Genomic DNA, 16,149 nt, shown 5'->3' with positions numbered 1-16,149 from the left:
ACATTCCCTCCGTCTGTCTTTTAAATTCACTCGCTTCATTATACAACAATTGATGTATAATACTGGTTAAAAAGTAAGTACATACCTATTCAGAAACGGAGGAAAACAGATGAAACGTTACAGTATCGCATGCGTCGGAATTTCAACACAAGTCACAGAATGGGGCAACCCGAATCACCCGGTGATTTTTTGTCTGCACGGTCTCGGTGGAACGAGTCTCAGCTTCATTGAACTGGCCGATGCGCTGAAAGACGACTACCGCATTGTCTCGATCGATGCACCGGGTCATGGGAAGACCGAACCGTTTCCGGATGAACGGGATTATCAGTTTGCCCGATTTTCCAATTGGCTGAATCAGCTGTTCGAACAGTTGCACATCGAAGACTTTTATTTCCTCTCGCACTCCTGGGGCAGTTTCATCGCGCTTTTCTATCAGAAGGAACAGCCGGAGCGCGTCCGCGGATCGATTTTAATTGACGGCGGTTATCAGAGTAAACGGTTGCGGGGCACACCACTCGAAGAGGAATCTGCATTTTACGATACGGATTTTGAGGAGTCCGTCGCGACGTGGCAGGAGTTTCGGGATGTGGCCGTGTACGGACCAAAGATGCGCCGGTCACCGTTGCTTGATCTGGCCGGAAAAGATTTTGTCCGGATGCAGGACGGGCGTTACTACTGGCATGCCCGGGCGAAGACGGCACGCGCCATCTTAACGGCAATGTATCAAGACGAAATTCTCGACTTCCTCGACGATGTCTCCGGTGACAACCTTGTGTTGCTCCGTGCGACGTTACCCGTTTCAGAAGAACCGTTCCGCCAACAAGCAATTGCCCTGTGGCAGGAAAAAACGGGTGGGACTGTGATCTCCGTTCCGTCGACTTCCCACATCGTACACTGGGATAATCCACAGTTTGTTCTGCAGGTGATTCAGGAAAACTGGTCGATTTCAAAATCGCTTCGTTCATAACATATGAAAGAAAATCATCATGGATTTGGTATTTGATTTGATGCAGTTTCGCTATCATTCCATTCAGAAAGGAGGAAGACAACATGCCTGGCATTGATCCGTTTTTGATGCAGTTGTTCATTGTTCCGGCGGTCGTCATCGGAGTTGGCGTATTTGTGGCGTCGCTTACTAAAAAAGTAGTGTTGGCCCCGGTCGTCACTTTACTGCTTAATTTGTTGTATGAGATCTGGTACGCAAAGTTTTATTACCAGTATGATGCGATCCATTTCAGTTCTTGGAATATCATCTTGCCTGTCCTCTCACTCGGAATCGCTTGGATCGTCGTCACTGTAATTAAGCAAAAAAGAACGATCTAAAAAATGCGTTTCATTTCATCCTGACCTTGATGGCTTACTTTTCACCTGAGTGTCAGGTTCAATGTACAAAAAATTTCAGCCAGACAAAATGGACATCAACTCTCTGAGCGATTCTTCAGAGGATGGATGTCCATTTTTTAATGATTTCGATTAAGTAGCTGTCTCCAAAAACTGCCGAACGTCGTTCCGGGACTTCAATACGATGATGGTTTTGGTCGATGCCACTTGGTTGAGTTTCGATTGGATGTCCGGTCGTTGTACGTTCGGATAATTCCAGATCCATTTTAAAAAAGCAAAATCGATTTTTTCCGGACACCCTGCTGCCATATCTGTTCTTGGTTGATGGCGATGGCGGACTGTCCGTTTCAAGACGCGGTACACACATGTCGTTCGCGGCAAATCGAGAAAGATGATTGTATCCGCCGCTTGCAGCCGGATGTCCATCGTTCCGCCGTAATTCCCGTCGATGATCCAGTCGTCCTGTGCAATCAACTCCGTCTGAATGCGGGTTTGTTCTTCCCGTGGAACACCTTGCCAGTTCGGCTTCCAAAACAATGTATCCAGATGATAGACCGGAATGCCCAAGGTATGGCTGAGCTGTTTGGCTAACGTCGATTTACCGGAGCCCCCGGAACCGATCAGGACGATTTTTTTCATTCCGTTTCCCCCTTTTCTTTCGAATATAGATTGATTTTTTTAATCCGCTGAAAATCCTTCCACATCGAAGAACGCTTCAACTTCTTGTTTCGGACTAAGTACTGGACGTCCGACCGGTTATCATACGACAACTGAAGATAAAAGTAATTGATGTACTCAAGCACGGCGAACACAAACAGAAATCCGGACACTTTTAGTCCGTTCACGGGATAGTCCGGATGCCAGCGCCATACGTCAACAGCAAACACCATGACAGCCAGTACGATGATCCCGCCGTTGATCTTTTGAAACCTGTGCAACCGGCGGACGACGTGTACCGGAGTGATTGAAGAATTCTCCCGTTTGAGCCGCTCCCGTTTGCTGTACCAATAATACGAACCTTGCAGCAGTAACAGTTCGAGCAGGATCAGCGACACCCAAAATGAACTGAGCGCAAACAGGTGCAGCTCCGGAAACGTATACTGGATCAACCCGCTGATCGGGATGAAACCGATGATGGAAAACAGTTCGCCTTTGTACAGATACGTTAACCGGTCTTCGATCGTCTTCTTCACGAAAGGATCGCCCCCTCCCTTGAAACCCATTCCAGCCGAAAACGTCCGCCCGGTCCGATCTGGTGCAGCAACGCCCGGTCCGCCTCGATGATACGACCGATGACATTGACGCGCTCGTCGGGCGCAAGATCCCGTTTCGTCAGCTGCAACTCGCCGGCATACCGACCGTAACGCAAATTATCAATCGTGACCGATCCGACAGGCCGGTCTGATAAAATCGAGGGTTCAAGCCATCCATTGCCCGGTCGACCGTAAGCCCTTGACTCGACCGATCGGATGACATCCCGCGCCGGATCCATCCGGTTCGTCTGAATACTGGTCAACAGCGGATCATCACCTTGACCCGTTGCCCGGAGGACAATGATCCCCTCCTGATACGCAGCAAATTGCCGCATCGCGCTTTCCGACAAGCCCGGGTCCCCGATCAGAATCCGGTCAACGGACGTTTCCAGCTCGAGATAACAGGCAAACGGTGATTGTCCGCGGTGGTCTTCGAGCGTCGGTAACGTTTCGTAAAGCGGACCACGCAGTTGTCCGTCTCCCGGAATGAAGGCTTGGACACGGATTCCCTGTTCACGGAGCCACCGGTTTTTATCATTAAACCAGTCACGATCCAGTCCCGTTTCCGGTCGCGGATAAAAGTTGTGCCACGCCTCGACCTGTTCAAGCACGAGCCCCTCCGCTTTCATCGCATCGAGTTCTTCCGCCGTCAGCGTACTGGCGTTTAAGGCGACCATCATCTGTTTCGATAAGTCCGCGACCTGTTTTGGTGTCACGCCGTAGTCGACCCGCAGTCCGGTCACGCCCCATTCGGTTAAGGTATCGGCATCCTCCCACGTCTTTCCGAGCGCGGCAAGGGAAGTCGGGGCGATATCCGCGACGAGTTCCATCTCGAGCTGTTGCGCCAGTTGCCCAAGCGTCCGTAAGCGTTCCGTGTACAACGAAGGATCGTCTTCCGGAATATGTAACGAGGTAAAGATTGAGGTAAAACCGATCGTCCGCATCTGTCGGATGCTGTCTTTCGCCTTATCTGTCAGTGGTTCACTCAAATAAACGGCAAGTCCTTTCATCTGTTTCACTCCTTCTTGTCAGCGTAGTGTTCAACGACCGTCAATTGTTACTAAAGTTCCAATATAAGAATTTTTTAGGAGATACTTCATGAATTATGATACCATTAGTACGAGATCCATAAAGGAGAGATTGTATGAAACGAATTTTGATTCCGTTCCTGTCGATTGCCTGTCTGGTATTGATCTGGAACGGCTACAGTCAACATGCCGACTCAAAGACGGACCTGTTCCACTATAAACATTCCTATGTCGGTGACAACAGCGCCGTCGCGAATATCGTCAAAGAATTGGCACACCATCAAGAGTTGCATCAGATTGCCCTCGAAACGAAACAAACACCGTATGGCATCCATTTGACTTACAAGGACATCGAGACGGAACAAGTCGAACAGGAGATCAAAGAAACGGTCCTGTTCAACGCGACCTATCTGTTTGTCCTCGTCGATAACGTCGACCGGATTACGTTTACCTTCCCGGATTATACCTTCACCGTGACCCGCGATAAACTGGACGGCTGGTACAACACGCAACTCAGCACAATCGAACAGGAACAAGCAGTCACAAAATTGATTCAGCGTCATTTGAAGTCTGAAACCAAGATCAACCAGTTTTTCGCTGACTGAACTTCACCTATTTAGAAACCAATGGAGGTCATCTGCATGTTCGCTTGGTTCGGCATGACACAGGTTAAAAAAACTGATCGTCAATTCTTTGGGAATCTGCAAAAACGGACTGTGACTTTGATCCTGCTGACAGCCCTTCTCGTGTTGAATGGTGTGAAGTCTCTGTTGACTTATCTGATTCCTGCAGCATACCTGACTGACTCAATCATTGCCGTTCTGCCAGGGACAGCGGGCGTTCTTGTGGCCTTGGTCTATGTCTTGGTCCTTGAACGTATGCTACAGGACAAGACCGTCGACACGAAGATTCAGTAAGCAAGGTCACGTGTAAAAAAAGATGGAACATCACCTCAACGTGATCTTCCATCTTTTCATTTCCCCTGATATCCTCACATCCAGTTAAATCCCATCTGCCATTTCTTCTTTGAAACCAAACCAGAATGTAAACAAGAAGCCAAAAACGTACGAGATGACGAGACCGCCGATATACGTCAGGTACATCCCGTTATCGATCAACGGTGTCAATGAAAGACCGGATACACCGACCCCAAGCGCCGCCGTTTTCATCGTCGCTTGGAAGGCACCGCCGACTGCGGCTCCCATACAAGCCGTCAAGAACGGACGACCGAGTGGTAACGTGACCCCGTACAACAACGGTTCACCGATACCGAGGAACCCGACCGGAATCGCTCCCTTGATGATGTTGCGCAACCGTTGATTCCGTGTCTTGACGAAAATCGCCATCGCTGCTCCGACTTGCCCGGCTCCTGCCATCGCAAGAATCGGTAATAACGGTGTATTGTTCATCGTATTCAGGAATTCCAAATGGATCGGTGTCAATCCGTGATGGAGACCGACCATGACAAGTGGTAGGAAGAATCCAGCCAATAACGCTCCAGCGAATGGTCCGCCCACTTCGAGAATTACGTTGATGCCTTGCATGATACCGTCAGACAAGACCCCGGCGACCGGCATAATCGCATAAAGTGCCGTAAAGCCGACAATCAAAACGGTGAAGAGTGGTGTAAAGATGATATCAATCGAAACCGGCATAAATCTCCGGATATGTTTTTCAAGATACGTCATCAACCAGGCGGCAAAGATGACCCCAAACAAGCCACCCCGACCGGCAACAAGCGGTTCGCCGTAAATGACGATATCCGCCAGTAGCGGGTTAAATAAGATACCGCCGGCAATCGCTCCAAGAACCGGTGTGCCGCCAAATTCCTTCGCCGTATTCCAACCGACGAGAATCGCTAAGTAAGCAAAAACCGTACTGCCGATCAATAAGAGAATTTTCATCCATGTGGCATCCTTATCGGCATCGGCATTGATCGCAAAGTTCGCCGCTCCGTTGATGATTCCCGATGCGACGAGTCCCGGAATGAGCGGGATGAAGATGTTTCCCAAACGGCGTAAAAAGCGTTTGAACGGTGACTTTTGTTTGTCCTTCACTTTTTGCCGTTCGATGGCAGCCCGCTCTTCAAACGTCAGATTCTCATCGACCGACTCCTCACCGATCGCCAGCCCCGTCTCACGACTTAAATGATCAGCCACCCGGTTGACCGTTCCCGGTCCGACGACGATTTGCAGGGTCTCGTCATCGATGACCCCCATGACACCGTCAATTTGTTTGAGGGCCTGGATGTCTGCTTTCGTCGGATCTTTCAGCGACAACCGGACACGTGTCATACAGTGTGCCAGTTGCCGGAGATTGTCTTTTCCCCCGACATGTTCAAGGATGGCGGATGCCAACACTTCTTCCTTCTTCATGTTCGTCCCCCCTTAAAGCGCGTCGCGGACGAATCCGTGCGCACGTTGTAATCGTTCGACCGCCTCAGTATACGAAACGTCCGCTAAAATCATGACGATCGCCGTCTTGACGTGACCATTCGCCGATGTGAAATAACGCGCGGCTGTCTCAAGCTCAACCCCTGTCGCTTCCACGATCATCCGTTTGGCCCGAATTTCGAGTTTTTCATTCGTCGATTGGACATCGACCATCAAGTTTTGGTAGACCTTCCCGACACCAATCATCGCCGCCGTCGAAATCATGTTCAACACGAGCTTTTGTGCCGTCCCGGCCTTCAGGCGTGTCGAGCCGGTCAAGACTTCCGGTCCGGTTTCGACTTCGATCCGAAAGTCCGCGTGTTCACTGATTGCCGCCTGTTTGTTGCAGGACAATGCAGCAGTCGTCGCACCGACTTCACGTGCATAGTCCAGACCGCCGATCACGTAAGGGGTCCGGCCGCTCGCAGCGATGCCGATGACGGTATCGTTTGCGTTTACTTTGAGTGTCTGTAAATCTTCGACAGCAAGCGTTTTGCTGTCTTCCGCCCCTTCGACGGCTTTGATGAGTGCCCGCTCGCCCCCGGCAATCAGTCCGACGACCATGTCCGGTGAGACCCCGAACGTCGGCACACATTCGGCCGCATCGAGTACACCCAGTCGGCCGCTCGTTCCGGCTCCGATATAAATCAATCGGCCGCCCGCTTGAAACGATTGAATGACCTGATCGACGACTTGTTTGATGACCGGTATTTCCTGTTGAATGACAGCGGCGACCGTTTGATCCTCCGCATTCATGACCGTCAACATGTCTTCGACCGACATGTCGTCGAGACGCATCGTCTTCTCATTCCGGCGTTCTGTCGCTAATTTTTCTAACATGACCTTCATCCTCTCTGACAACTCCTTCTACTTCCCCTATTCAAAATATAATAACAATTAAAATGAATAATTAATGAAATTTAATTGCAAAAAGAGTCAATAGGGAAAGCCCAATCGGAAAGATTGAGCTTACCTATTTTCATCTTCCTTACCGGTTCCAGTTCTTGAACCCGTCCCCAAATTCGAGATGAAGCGTGTTCCGGAACGTACCGTCTTTGAACTTTGGAACATCAACCGGCAATTTTCCTTGTGGTTTCACTTCACCAAAGATGGCACGGATTCCTGCCGGTAAATTTGGTCCGGCTGATTTCGTGTTCCCGGCTTCCGAGTCCGGACCGTTCGGATCTCCCTTGAAGCCGTAGACAAGCAGTTGCGCTTTTGCGTCCGGTTGTACGGCGACATCATACGGATTCCGAAGACTGAGCAGGACGGACGGTGTTTTGGTCCGTTTCGCCTGACGGAACACTTCCGCTGGTACATAGTGATCCGCTGACGTCGCTTTCAGCTTGTCACTGTTGTTGACGTTTGAGCCGACGATGATGTAGTCCGCAGCTGCGACCTTTTCTTGCAGATTCGGATTTTGCTCCAGGTGCGGCGTCGATGCCGTATAATTTTCCGTCAATATGTTCACGTGTTTCAAGTTGCCGGCGTTTTTCTCAAGCGACCGGATTGTCTTGACCATACTGTCCGTCTGATCTTTTGCCGGTGACAAGACAAGGATCGTCTCCCCTTTTTTCGGTTTGAACGGCAATGTTTTCTTGTCATTTTTAACGAGCGTGACCGCCGCTTCCGTCATTTTCCGCTCAAGTGCCTTATGTTCCGGACTGCCGACGACTGTTTTCGCTTGTGCCAGTTTTTCATCGAGCGTGACCGGTGTGTCCGTTTCATTCCAAATGCCGCGTGTTGCTTTTAACGTCAAAATCCGCGAGACAGACTGATCGATATCCGCTTCCGACAGTTCACCGCTTTCGACCGCTTCCATCACGTCGTCAAAAATCGTCTCGAGTTTTGTCACGTCTTGTGTCGATCGGAGAATCGTCGGCATCAAGGCGATATCGACGCCGGCTTTAAATGTCTTGATGACGGCTTCCGACTCCGTGAAGTTGTCGGCAATCGCCTGCATGTTCAAGGCATCGGTGATGACAAGTCCCTGATACCCGAGCTCTTCCCGCAAGACGCCGGTGATGACGTCATCCGATAACGTCGCCGGTAACGGGAACGTGCCTTGTGTCGATTCGACGACCTCATCCTCGATTTGCGGCATCCCGATATGTCCCGTCATGACCATATCGATTCCTTCGGCAATTGCCCGTTTAAAGGGAACGAGTTCCAGCTTTTTTAACTCTTGTAATGATTTATCGACGACCGGCAAGCCGTAATGCGAATCCACTGCCGTATCCCCGTGTCCCGGGAAGTGTTTTGCCGTCGCAGCGACACCCTGCTCCTGAATGCCTTGTGTCATCGCCGAACCGAGTTTCCCGACCAGCTGCGGATCACTTGAAAATGACCGGACGCCGATGACCGGATTCCCGGGATTGTTGTTAACGTCTAGGACCGGACCAAAGTTGACGTTGATTCCAAGTGCCTTCAACTCGGACCCGATGATGCCGCCTGCCGCTTCCGCGTAGGGTGCACTCCGGGTCGCCCCAAGTGCCATGTTGCCCGGTAAATTCGTTCCCGTTCCAAGTCGTGTCACGATGCCGCCTTCCTGGTCAATCGTCACGAACAACGGGATATCATTGCTTGTATCCTGCTTGACGACCTCCTGCAAGTCATGGACCAATTTCGTCGTCTGCTCCGTCTCACTGACGTTTTCCGCAAATAAGATGACGCCCCCTAAGTCAAACCGGTCGATGACCCGTCCGACTTCCGGTGCCAGCTTCGTATGATTGGCCCCGTCCCATAACCGGAAATCCGGCATGATCATTTGTCCGATCTTCTGCTCAAGTGTCATCTGATCCAGTTGTGTGTCGACCCGTTCCGTAACGGATGGTGTCGTTTCAGCAGCGACCGGTTGCATTGGCAGCGACGCGGCGAGTAGCGCCGTCGTCAATCCGAGTGTTGCTGTCCAGTTGAGTTTCTGTCCCATATGCTCAGCTCCCCTTTTGTTTTGACCCCTGCTTGAACTGCTTCTACATCCACTGTTTGGCGTTTTTCCAACCATTGTTGATACTTTCCCCTGCGTTCACCGTTAGTATAACAATCACCCCAAATAGAAACAATGTTTTATTTGAAAGCGTAATCAAATTAAAATATTGTTTCTAAAAACGTTTTAATTTCCTACAAATTTATCTATAAATTTATTTATAGATAGACCTATTTTTATTAATTTGTTTTTATATCAACTACGCGCTATTCTAATCACGTAGCGAATCACTGAACACATCCAAGGAGGAAATAAACATGAGTAAACACGTATTAATGGTCGTCACAAACGCCAGCGAAATGAAAGAAGGACATGCAACAGGCATTTGGTTATCCGAGTTCGGCGAAGCCTATGTCGCGTTCCAAAAAGAAGGCTATACGATTACAGTCGCCAGTCCAAACGGTGGACTTTCGCCAATCGACGCCCGCAGCCTCGAAGACGAAGTACCGGCAGACATTCAAGCCACGGCGCCGCTGCTTGAAAACACAATCGATCTGAAATCGATCAGCGACTTCAGCGCGTTTGATGCCATCTTCATGCCGGGTGGTCACGGTACGATGTTCGACCTGCCACACAGCGACGCCTTGAACCATGCACTGCGGACATTGTTTGAAGCGGGTAAAACCGTTGCTGCCGTCTGCCACGGACCAGCTGGACTCGTCAGTGCGACACTGACAGACGGAACACCACTCGTCGCCGGTAAAACGATCGCAACGTTCACGGATGAAGAGGAACGCGCGACAGGACTCGACATCTACATGCCGTTCCTGCTTGAGACACGTCTCCGTGAACTTGGTGCGAACATCATCGTCGCTGATAACTTCACAGAAAATGTCCAAGTCGACGGAAATCTTGTAACAGGTCAAAACCCACAATCTACGGTTGCCGTCGCAAATGCCGTCATCAAAACGCTTAACTAATCTACAAGAGACCCGTCTATATTTAGGCGGGTCTCGCTTATGAAAGGAGATAAAATCGATGATCATTCTCATCGCTCAGATTCAGATCAAGCCGGGTCAAAGTGACGCTTTTCTTAATGCCGTTAAAGCAGCTATCACTCCGTCCCGCGCAGAAGCCGGTTGTCTGCAGTATACCTTCCACCGCGAAGTCGATGCATCAGACCACTTCGTCTTTTACGAACAGTGGCAGGATCAGACCGCCTTTGATGCGCATATCGCCTCTGATCATTATCAAACGTACCGGACACAGACCGCAGAGTTGGTTCTTGACCGGAAACTGACTTTCTTGGACGAAATCCTCTAATTTAGATAAGAACTTAATACCTTTTCTAAAAAAAGTAGGATCCGCAATTAGATCCTACTTTTTGTGTTGCAGAGCGGCTAAAATATCAAGCATCAACGGATCATGCCGCGACTCCGTCCGGTACGCCATGTAGATATGGTTCGTCGCAAAACGCTCCGGTGCGATGACTTGAATCGTTTCGTCTTTGAGCGCTTGACGAATCAAATAATCCGGCAACACACTGACACCATGCGATGAAGCGACGGCTTTTAATATGGCATCGACGTTCGGCAACACCATCTCCGGTCGAATGTCCGGCCGTTCCCCAAACTGTGTCTGGTAATACCGGCGGATGATCGGCAGTTCGAGTCCGTAACTGATCCACGGCTGACGATCCATCCAGCCCTTCAAATCATCGTCCGGTTGCTCCCAGGCGTAAGGGGCGACAAGGAAAAAGGTTTCGTCGGCAATCGGAACATACTGAATACCTGGTTCCTCGATCCGTTTCGTCGAGATGACAAAGTCGAGTTCACCTATTGCGAGCCGCTTCAGCAATTGGTCGGTCAAGCCGAAATCGCCGATGTACTGGGCGAGATCAAGCGGCAGGACCGGAATCACTTCGTGGGTGATGAATTCGGTCGGCCCACCGAACTTCAACAGCGGACGCACCTGTTCACCTGCGACATATTTCATTTCGAGTGACAGTTCTTCCAAGCGGTCAATCAAACCGACGACTTGCGTATACAGCTCCTTGCCGGCATCCGTCGGAACCATCTGCCGCGGAGCGCGAATGAACAGCGAACTCTGCAACTCGGCTTCAAGTGCTGCAATATGTTGGCTGACGGCGGGTTGCGTCAAAAACCGGATCCGTGCGGCCGCTGAGACCGAACGTTGTTGGTACACATGGATGAAGCTCCGGTACCATTCAAAATCTATCATTGTATTCGCTCCTTTTCCTGCGATACTTTAAGTATAAGGAGCCGTCAGGCATTAGACAAATAACATTTCAAGCAGACATCCATAAGAATATTTATAGTCGGAAAGGATTGACCCATATGAAAAAATTTAGAGGCAAACGCCGTTACTTCCGAAATCTGCAAAAAGAACAACAACTCAGCGCCCATCCGCTCGATTTCAGTCCCGACAGTTGGTTCGATTTTTGGCACGTCCATCTTGATTTTGACGGAAACGGAAACGGTCACCTTAAAATGCGGAAAGCACATGTCCAGGCACTGTTTCATCTGATGGATGAGTTAAACACCGCCCTTCAAACGTGGGGTCAACCGTACCAGCTCTGGATCGAACTGTCCCAGCTCGATGCAGGATCGGACGCCGTTTTTATCCATACACGGAATCCGAACGACGATAATTTTCCGTTTACCGATTCAACTTTAACGGAACCGACCGAAAGATTACCGGACTATTTGCAAACCATCGAGGGTTTGGAGCAATACCAAATCCGGTTGTCCGAACGAATCACATATGATGCGTTCGACGACGAACCGGAAGAAATCACGGATCACATTCTCGTCATCGAACGACGAGGGAGTCGTTATCCTCTTTAACCACGTACATACGGACGGTCTCTTGAAGGGAACCGTCCGTCGACAGCGACTGACCTTTAGATTCTTTTGAAAATCATTTTGGAACCGGCAAGGAACACGATCAGAAGTACGCCACCGAATATTAGATTGATCAGCCAAGGTAACGTTCCCATCAAGACTTCTCTTGCCGCACCATTAAACCAGTAAGCTAGAGCCGCGAACAACACCACGCTCATCAGCAGGATAAACGAAAAGCCGCTGTCCTGCTTCTGCGTTTTCTTGGCAATCCCGTAACCGATGAGAAAAACAACCACTGCCCCAATTGCAAAATAAATGTAAAACCATGCATCGACCGACAGCATAACCCGACTACCTCCCTCTTAAGAAATGAATTTCCTTAATAAGGAATACACCATTTTACCCCCTAATTCCTTTCGCCTGATCATATAAACCGATCATCCCGTCAATCGCCCGCACCATCCGGTCCTGCATCTCGATTCGATCCAAGACGACGAGTCCTTCCGTGATGACAAACAACAATGCAGCAAGTTGCGGACCATTCTCGTCCGGCGTCGGAGCATAGACGCGATCAATCCATTGTTCAAACGATTTTCCGATTTCCTGCATCACAGTGACGTACGGCTCTTTGTTGCCCGTTGCCAGATGCGTGACTTCAAACCAAAGATTCAAATACGGTTTGATGCGCTGGTCTTTGATCGCTTCACGGATGAACAGTAAAAAATCCCGGAAACCTAAACGTAAGGTCAGGTTTTCGTTTAATAGATCCATCAATTCTTCACTGATTGCTGTCAGTACCCGTGTCTCGATGTCACTTTTATCTTTAAAATAATGCATCAGCATACGGTCACTCGTCGCTGCGGCGTCCGCCATTTTTCTCAGGCTCGCTCCGCTGATTCCGTGATGCAAGACATATTCAGCGATTTTTGCTGTATACGCTTGCCGCTTCAATTCAAATTTGTCCATGTTCTTCCCCCACCTTCCCTTTTATGATACAACATCTTTCACTATTGACGCTTTATGTAGCAGATGCTACATTTTAATTGTAGTAGTCACTACATTTTAAAGGAGGATTATTCATGAACAACCATGTGACGCCATCTTTTGTTGATACCATCCCGAAGCCGGTTCTGTTGATCATCACCATCGCGTTTGGTATTCTCACCGCTTATTCGGTCAGTCAGTTTGGTTTAATCGGTATTTTTTCAGAAGGCCTACAAAACGCCGCGACATTACAGATTTTCGTCGATTTGATTCTCTGCGCGCTCTTTATCATCGTTTGGCTCCGACATGATACGAAACAAACAGGACGCAGTTTCATTTTCTGGACGGTGGTGACACTCGCGATCGGCGCCTTTGGTCCATTGCTCTATCTCCTGACACGGAAATCACCGATGACAGTCCGTTAATCGGGTTAACACCCTTTTGAAAAAGCTTGGTCAGCCAGACTTTTTTTAGTGCCTTCATTAATTTAACGGATCGATTAAGAATTCGTTAAGAAACAGCGGCGTCGGTTGGAAAGAACTCCTCGGTAGAGTAAAGGACAGAGCCAGATACATCTATTTAAAGGAGTTTTTATCATGAAAAAAGCAGTCTTCAACACAATCGTTCAATTAAACGCACGACCCGTCGTCGCCCGGTCGCTAAAGAAGTTCGCCATGAGCCGCTGGAGCCGCCCGTTGATCAAACCGTTCATCCGTACGTATGACATTCGACTCGAGGAAGCGTTATTGCCGTTGCCCGCCTTCCACTCGCTTCATGACTTTTTTGTCCGTGAATTGAAAGCGGAGGCCCGTCCTGTCGCGGTCGAAGACGACGCCTTTGTCAGCCCTTGTGATGCCGTGCTGTCGGTCGTGCCGGACTTGACACCTGAAAGTTGGTTCGTCGTCAAAGGACAACATTACACCGTTGCGGAACTGATCGGTTCAAAGCAACAGGCGGACACCTATGCCAACGGGGTCGCTCTGATTTTTTATCTCAGCCCGAAAGATTATCACCGCGTCCATACACCGGTCAGCGGAGAAATCGAGACCAGCTATCCACTCGGCAAAGAGTCCGTTCCTGTGAACACATACGGATTAACCCATTTCAAGCGACCGCTGACCCGGAATTACCGCCGCGTCACCCGGATCCGCTCCGGGAAACAGACCTTTGAACATGTCATGGTCGGCGCTTTGAACGTCAATACGATTGTCGAAACACATAAGACGTCCTCCCTTGAACAGGGAGAGGAATTCGGCTATTTCTCGTTCGGCTCCACCGTCATCTTGATTTGTCCGGCCGACGCACTGGCACTGAAACAAAACGTCGAGGGATTTGTCCTTATGGGACAATCACTCGGCCAATGGAACGGGTCGGAGTGATGTTGAAGGAACCGAATCGATGACCGCTTCCATAAACGCATGGGCGATGGGTGAGACCCACTTCTTTTTCTTGATCAGGATATGCGAATAGATCGGTTCGAACGCCTCGTCTTGCTTGATGATTTTCAGACTGCCGTTCTCCAGCTCCTCTTGGACCGTGATATACGGTAACACGGCGAACCCAAGACCGCTCATGACCATTTTCTTGATGGCACCGATACTCCATAACTCCATCGTCTGAAAAGAAAGCAGATTTTGTTTGGTCAGGTGTTGCTCAAACATCGTCCGGTAACTGCATCCTTGTTCATTGGTGATATACACATGGTCCGACTGCTTTTTTTGGATGTCCTTAAACTGTTCAGGTGCGTCCGGAGCACCGACCATCACGATTTTTTCTTCGGTCAAAACATGATGGAGACATTTTTCGACTGCCATGGCAGGAAACAGCATCAAGGCCACGTCGACCCGTCCATTCAAAAGTTCCTCCTGGTTTTCGCCGCACGTCCCGTTCGTCAAAATCAGTTTGACATCGGGATGATGTTGCGAAAATCGTTTGATGACGGGACCGAGGCGGGAGATCGTCAAGGATTCCGGAGCGGCTACACGCAACGTTCCGCGCAATCCGTCCGTTTTTTGCATGTTTTTAATCTTGTCATGAGTCGCAAGCAGGTCTTCCGCTAACGGAATCAGTTCTTTTCCTAAGGCGGTCAGCTGTAATTTCCGATTGAAGTATGTGAACACTTCGCCCCCGACACTTTGTTCCAGCGTTTGCATATGGGAGGTAATCGTCGACTGCGTGTACCCCAGTTCAGCAGCTGCTGCCGTGTAACTGCCGGTTTCAATGATTTTCAAAAACGTGGCAAGATGCCTGATCTCCATTCGATTGAACACTCCTTTCGTTCATCCATCGAAATAAATGATGGTTCCATTTTTTATTTCAATTTTATTAATCTATAGGTTCATCATACAATAATGAAAAATAGAGTGATAGCGATCAAAGGAGAATTTTCATGAACGTAGCAGCATTTTTGTCATATGTCATCATCACTTCCATTACCCCTGGTCCGAGCAACCTGCTCATGATGAACGAAGCACGTCATTTCGGATTCGTCGGTGCGTGGAAATTCAACGGCGGCATCCTGACCGGTTTCGCCTTTCTCGGACTGCTGAGTGCCGGGTTCACAGCAGGTCTGGATCAATTGTTGCCGATGCTGGAACCGTATTTGCAGCTGGCGGGTGTGGCGTATTTACTGTATCTCGCGTGGAAAATCGGTTTTCCGAAACCGACCAGCGGTAAAACAATCGATGTGCAGGCAACGTTTTTATCCGGTTTTATCTTTCAGATGATCAACGTCAAAAGCATCTTATTTTTTCTGACGGTCCTGTCGACCTTCATTCTGCCGCACAGCGGTTCGGCTGTGCAAACGATCGTCTATCTGGGATATACGATTCTGTTGGGATGGGCGGCTCTTTTATTATGGTCGGCTTTCGGTTCCCTGTTCAGCCGCTTCTTCACCCGGTATGACCGCCTTTTCCGATTCACGATGTCCGCCCTACTGGTCTACTCGGCTGTGACAATCTTTTAATTAAACGGACGGATGCCCATCTGACAGGAGCATCCGTCCGTTTTTTGTTATGATGGATATGGGAATATCAGGATAAAAGGAGTGGTTCGAGCATGCCGATCCGTTGGAAAGAAGAAACCATCGTATTTGAAACCTTTCGTGAGGCAGACGTCTGGGCCGTTGCACTCGCAAACGAAATCTACGGTCGTACGATTAACGGGTACTGTACACCAGACCATAAGATTGCCTGTGCCCTGACCTTTTATTTGGCGCATGTGCCGGAATTCCGGGTTCAAACGGCAGAAATACCATTCGAAAATCTCACCTATTATCAAGTATGGGTAGAGATCGTTGAACTCCAGGCGTAAGGAAAGGAA

21 protein-coding genes are annotated in these 16,149 nt (G+C 49.4%); 11 read left to right on the top strand and 10 right to left on the bottom strand.

Going from position 1 to position 16,149, the window contains the following annotated elements:
• Positions 1-109 precede the first annotated feature (109 nt).
• Together D3D03_RS03505 and D3D03_RS03500 are read left to right on the top strand one after the other, a co-directional pair.
• Positions 110-967, top strand: coding sequence for an alpha/beta fold hydrolase (locus D3D03_RS03505; RefSeq protein ID WP_119922762.1), 858 nt, complete (start codon positions 110-112; stop codon positions 965-967).
• A gap of 83 nt (positions 968-1,050) precedes the next feature.
• Positions 1,051-1,323, top strand: coding sequence for a hypothetical protein (locus D3D03_RS03500; RefSeq protein ID WP_119922761.1), 273 nt, complete (start codon positions 1,051-1,053; stop codon positions 1,321-1,323).
• A gap of 150 nt (positions 1,324-1,473) precedes the next feature.
• Here the strand turns inward: D3D03_RS03500 and D3D03_RS03495 are convergent, their stop codons facing one another.
• The 3 genes from D3D03_RS03495 to D3D03_RS03485 are packed head-to-tail and all read right to left on the bottom strand — an operon-like array spanning position 1,474 to position 3,604.
• Positions 1,474-1,980 (bottom strand): DNA topology modulation protein, encoded by a 507-nt coding sequence (locus tag D3D03_RS03495; protein WP_026833164.1) that lies wholly within the window; start codon positions 1,978-1,980, stop codon positions 1,474-1,476.
• Complete coding sequence (locus D3D03_RS03490) at positions 1,977-2,534, bottom strand: general stress protein (protein WP_119922760.1); 558 nt, start codon at positions 2,532-2,534, stop codon at positions 1,977-1,979. Before D3D03_RS03490 ends, D3D03_RS03495 begins: the two co-directional genes overlap by 4 nt.
• A complete protein-coding gene (locus D3D03_RS03485; protein WP_119922759.1) occupies positions 2,531-3,604 on the bottom strand; it encodes a DUF871 domain-containing protein in 1,074 nt (357 codons plus the stop codon). The genes D3D03_RS03490 and D3D03_RS03485 overlap by 4 nt, the downstream gene beginning before the upstream one ends.
• 134 nt (positions 3,605-3,738) lie before the next feature.
• Between D3D03_RS03485 and D3D03_RS03480 the strand changes: the two genes are divergently transcribed.
• Complete coding sequence (locus tag D3D03_RS03480; protein WP_026833166.1) at positions 3,739-4,227, top strand: DUF4825 domain-containing protein; 489 nt, start codon at positions 3,739-3,741, stop codon at positions 4,225-4,227.
• A gap of 36 nt (positions 4,228-4,263) precedes the next feature.
• Positions 4,264-4,539, top strand: a complete 276-nt coding sequence (locus D3D03_RS03475; RefSeq protein WP_119922758.1) for a hypothetical protein — start codon at positions 4,264-4,266, stop codon at positions 4,537-4,539.
• An 84-nt stretch (positions 4,540-4,623) separates the two neighbouring features.
• On the opposite strand, the gene D3D03_RS03470 is transcribed toward D3D03_RS03475, so the two are convergent.
• From D3D03_RS03470 to D3D03_RS03460, 3 genes are all read right to left on the bottom strand, one after another.
• Positions 4,624-5,997, bottom strand: coding sequence for a PTS transporter subunit EIIC (locus D3D03_RS03470; protein ID WP_119922757.1), 1,374 nt, complete (start codon positions 5,995-5,997; stop codon positions 4,624-4,626).
• Positions 5,998-6,009: 12 nt separating this feature from the next.
• Positions 6,010-6,894: an N-acetylmuramic acid 6-phosphate etherase gene (gene murQ, locus D3D03_RS03465; protein WP_119923093.1), complete on the bottom strand. Its 885-nt coding sequence runs from the start codon at positions 6,892-6,894 to the stop codon at positions 6,010-6,012.
• A gap of 148 nt (positions 6,895-7,042) precedes the next feature.
• Positions 7,043-8,983: a glycoside hydrolase family 3 protein gene (locus D3D03_RS03460; RefSeq protein WP_119922756.1), complete on the bottom strand. Its 1,941-nt coding sequence runs from the start codon at positions 8,981-8,983 to the stop codon at positions 7,043-7,045.
• A gap of 314 nt (positions 8,984-9,297) precedes the next feature.
• On the opposite strand from D3D03_RS03460, the gene D3D03_RS03455 reads away from it, so the two are divergent.
• Together D3D03_RS03455 and D3D03_RS03450 are read left to right on the top strand one after the other, a co-directional pair.
• Positions 9,298-9,960, top strand: coding sequence for a type 1 glutamine amidotransferase domain-containing protein (locus tag D3D03_RS03455; RefSeq protein ID WP_028106448.1), 663 nt, complete (start codon positions 9,298-9,300; stop codon positions 9,958-9,960).
• A 58-nt stretch (positions 9,961-10,018) separates the two neighbouring features.
• Positions 10,019-10,303: a putative quinol monooxygenase gene (locus tag D3D03_RS03450; protein WP_119922755.1), complete on the top strand. Its 285-nt coding sequence runs from the start codon at positions 10,019-10,021 to the stop codon at positions 10,301-10,303.
• A 54-nt stretch (positions 10,304-10,357) separates the two neighbouring features.
• On the opposite strand, the gene D3D03_RS03445 is transcribed toward D3D03_RS03450, so the two are convergent.
• On the bottom strand, positions 10,358-11,221 hold the full coding sequence (locus D3D03_RS03445) for a LysR family transcriptional regulator (RefSeq protein WP_012370220.1): 864 nt from the start codon (positions 11,219-11,221) through the stop codon (positions 10,358-10,360).
• Between the two features lie 116 nt (positions 11,222-11,337).
• On the opposite strand from D3D03_RS03445, the gene D3D03_RS03440 reads away from it, so the two are divergent.
• Positions 11,338-11,847, top strand: coding sequence for a hypothetical protein (locus tag D3D03_RS03440; RefSeq protein WP_119922754.1), 510 nt, complete (start codon positions 11,338-11,340; stop codon positions 11,845-11,847).
• Positions 11,848-11,903: 56 nt separating this feature from the next.
• Here D3D03_RS03440 and D3D03_RS03435 read toward each other — a convergent pair whose 3' ends face one another.
• Positions 11,904-12,188 (bottom strand): hypothetical protein, encoded by a 285-nt coding sequence (locus tag D3D03_RS03435; protein ID WP_026833175.1) that lies wholly within the window; start codon positions 12,186-12,188, stop codon positions 11,904-11,906.
• A gap of 55 nt (positions 12,189-12,243) precedes the next feature.
• Entirely contained in the window at positions 12,244-12,810 is a 567-nt protein-coding gene (locus D3D03_RS03430; protein WP_119922753.1) for a TetR/AcrR family transcriptional regulator, read from the bottom strand.
• 113 nt (positions 12,811-12,923) lie between these two features.
• Here D3D03_RS03430 and D3D03_RS03425 point away from each other — a divergent pair, with 113 nt between their 5' ends.
• Both D3D03_RS03425 and D3D03_RS03420 read left to right on the top strand, forming a co-directional pair.
• On the top strand, positions 12,924-13,253 hold the full coding sequence (locus D3D03_RS03425) for a DUF2834 domain-containing protein (protein WP_119922752.1): 330 nt from the start codon (positions 12,924-12,926) through the stop codon (positions 13,251-13,253).
• A gap of 171 nt (positions 13,254-13,424) precedes the next feature.
• Entirely contained in the window at positions 13,425-14,207 is a 783-nt protein-coding gene (locus D3D03_RS03420) for a phosphatidylserine decarboxylase (RefSeq protein ID WP_233550627.1), read from the top strand.
• Here the strand turns inward: D3D03_RS03420 and D3D03_RS03415 are convergent.
• Positions 14,178-15,086 carry a LysR family transcriptional regulator gene (locus tag D3D03_RS03415; protein WP_119922750.1) on the bottom strand — a complete coding sequence of 303 codons (909 nt, stop codon included), beginning with the start codon at positions 15,084-15,086 and terminating at the stop codon, positions 14,178-14,180. The two genes, D3D03_RS03420 and D3D03_RS03415, sit on opposite strands and share 30 nt — an antisense overlap.
• 131 nt (positions 15,087-15,217) lie before the next feature.
• Here D3D03_RS03415 and D3D03_RS03410 point away from each other — a divergent pair, with 131 nt between their 5' ends.
• The gene (locus tag D3D03_RS03410) at positions 15,218-15,793 is read left to right on the top strand and encodes a LysE family transporter (protein ID WP_119922749.1); all 576 of its coding nucleotides are present in this window, start codon (positions 15,218-15,220) and stop codon (positions 15,791-15,793) included.
• A 92-nt stretch (positions 15,794-15,885) separates the two neighbouring features.
• The gene (locus tag D3D03_RS03405; protein ID WP_119922748.1) at positions 15,886-16,140 is read left to right on the top strand and encodes a hypothetical protein; all 255 of its coding nucleotides are present in this window, start codon (positions 15,886-15,888) and stop codon (positions 16,138-16,140) included.
• Positions 16,141-16,149 lie beyond the last annotated feature (9 nt).

The sequence above is a fragment of the Exiguobacterium sp. RIT452 genome, from assembly GCF_003598705.1.
Classification (GTDB): Bacteria; Bacillota; Bacilli; order Exiguobacteriales; family Exiguobacteriaceae; genus Exiguobacterium_A; species Exiguobacterium_A undae.
Note: the sequence above shows the minus strand (reverse complement) of the source record. Positions and strands in the feature narration are given on the sequence as shown.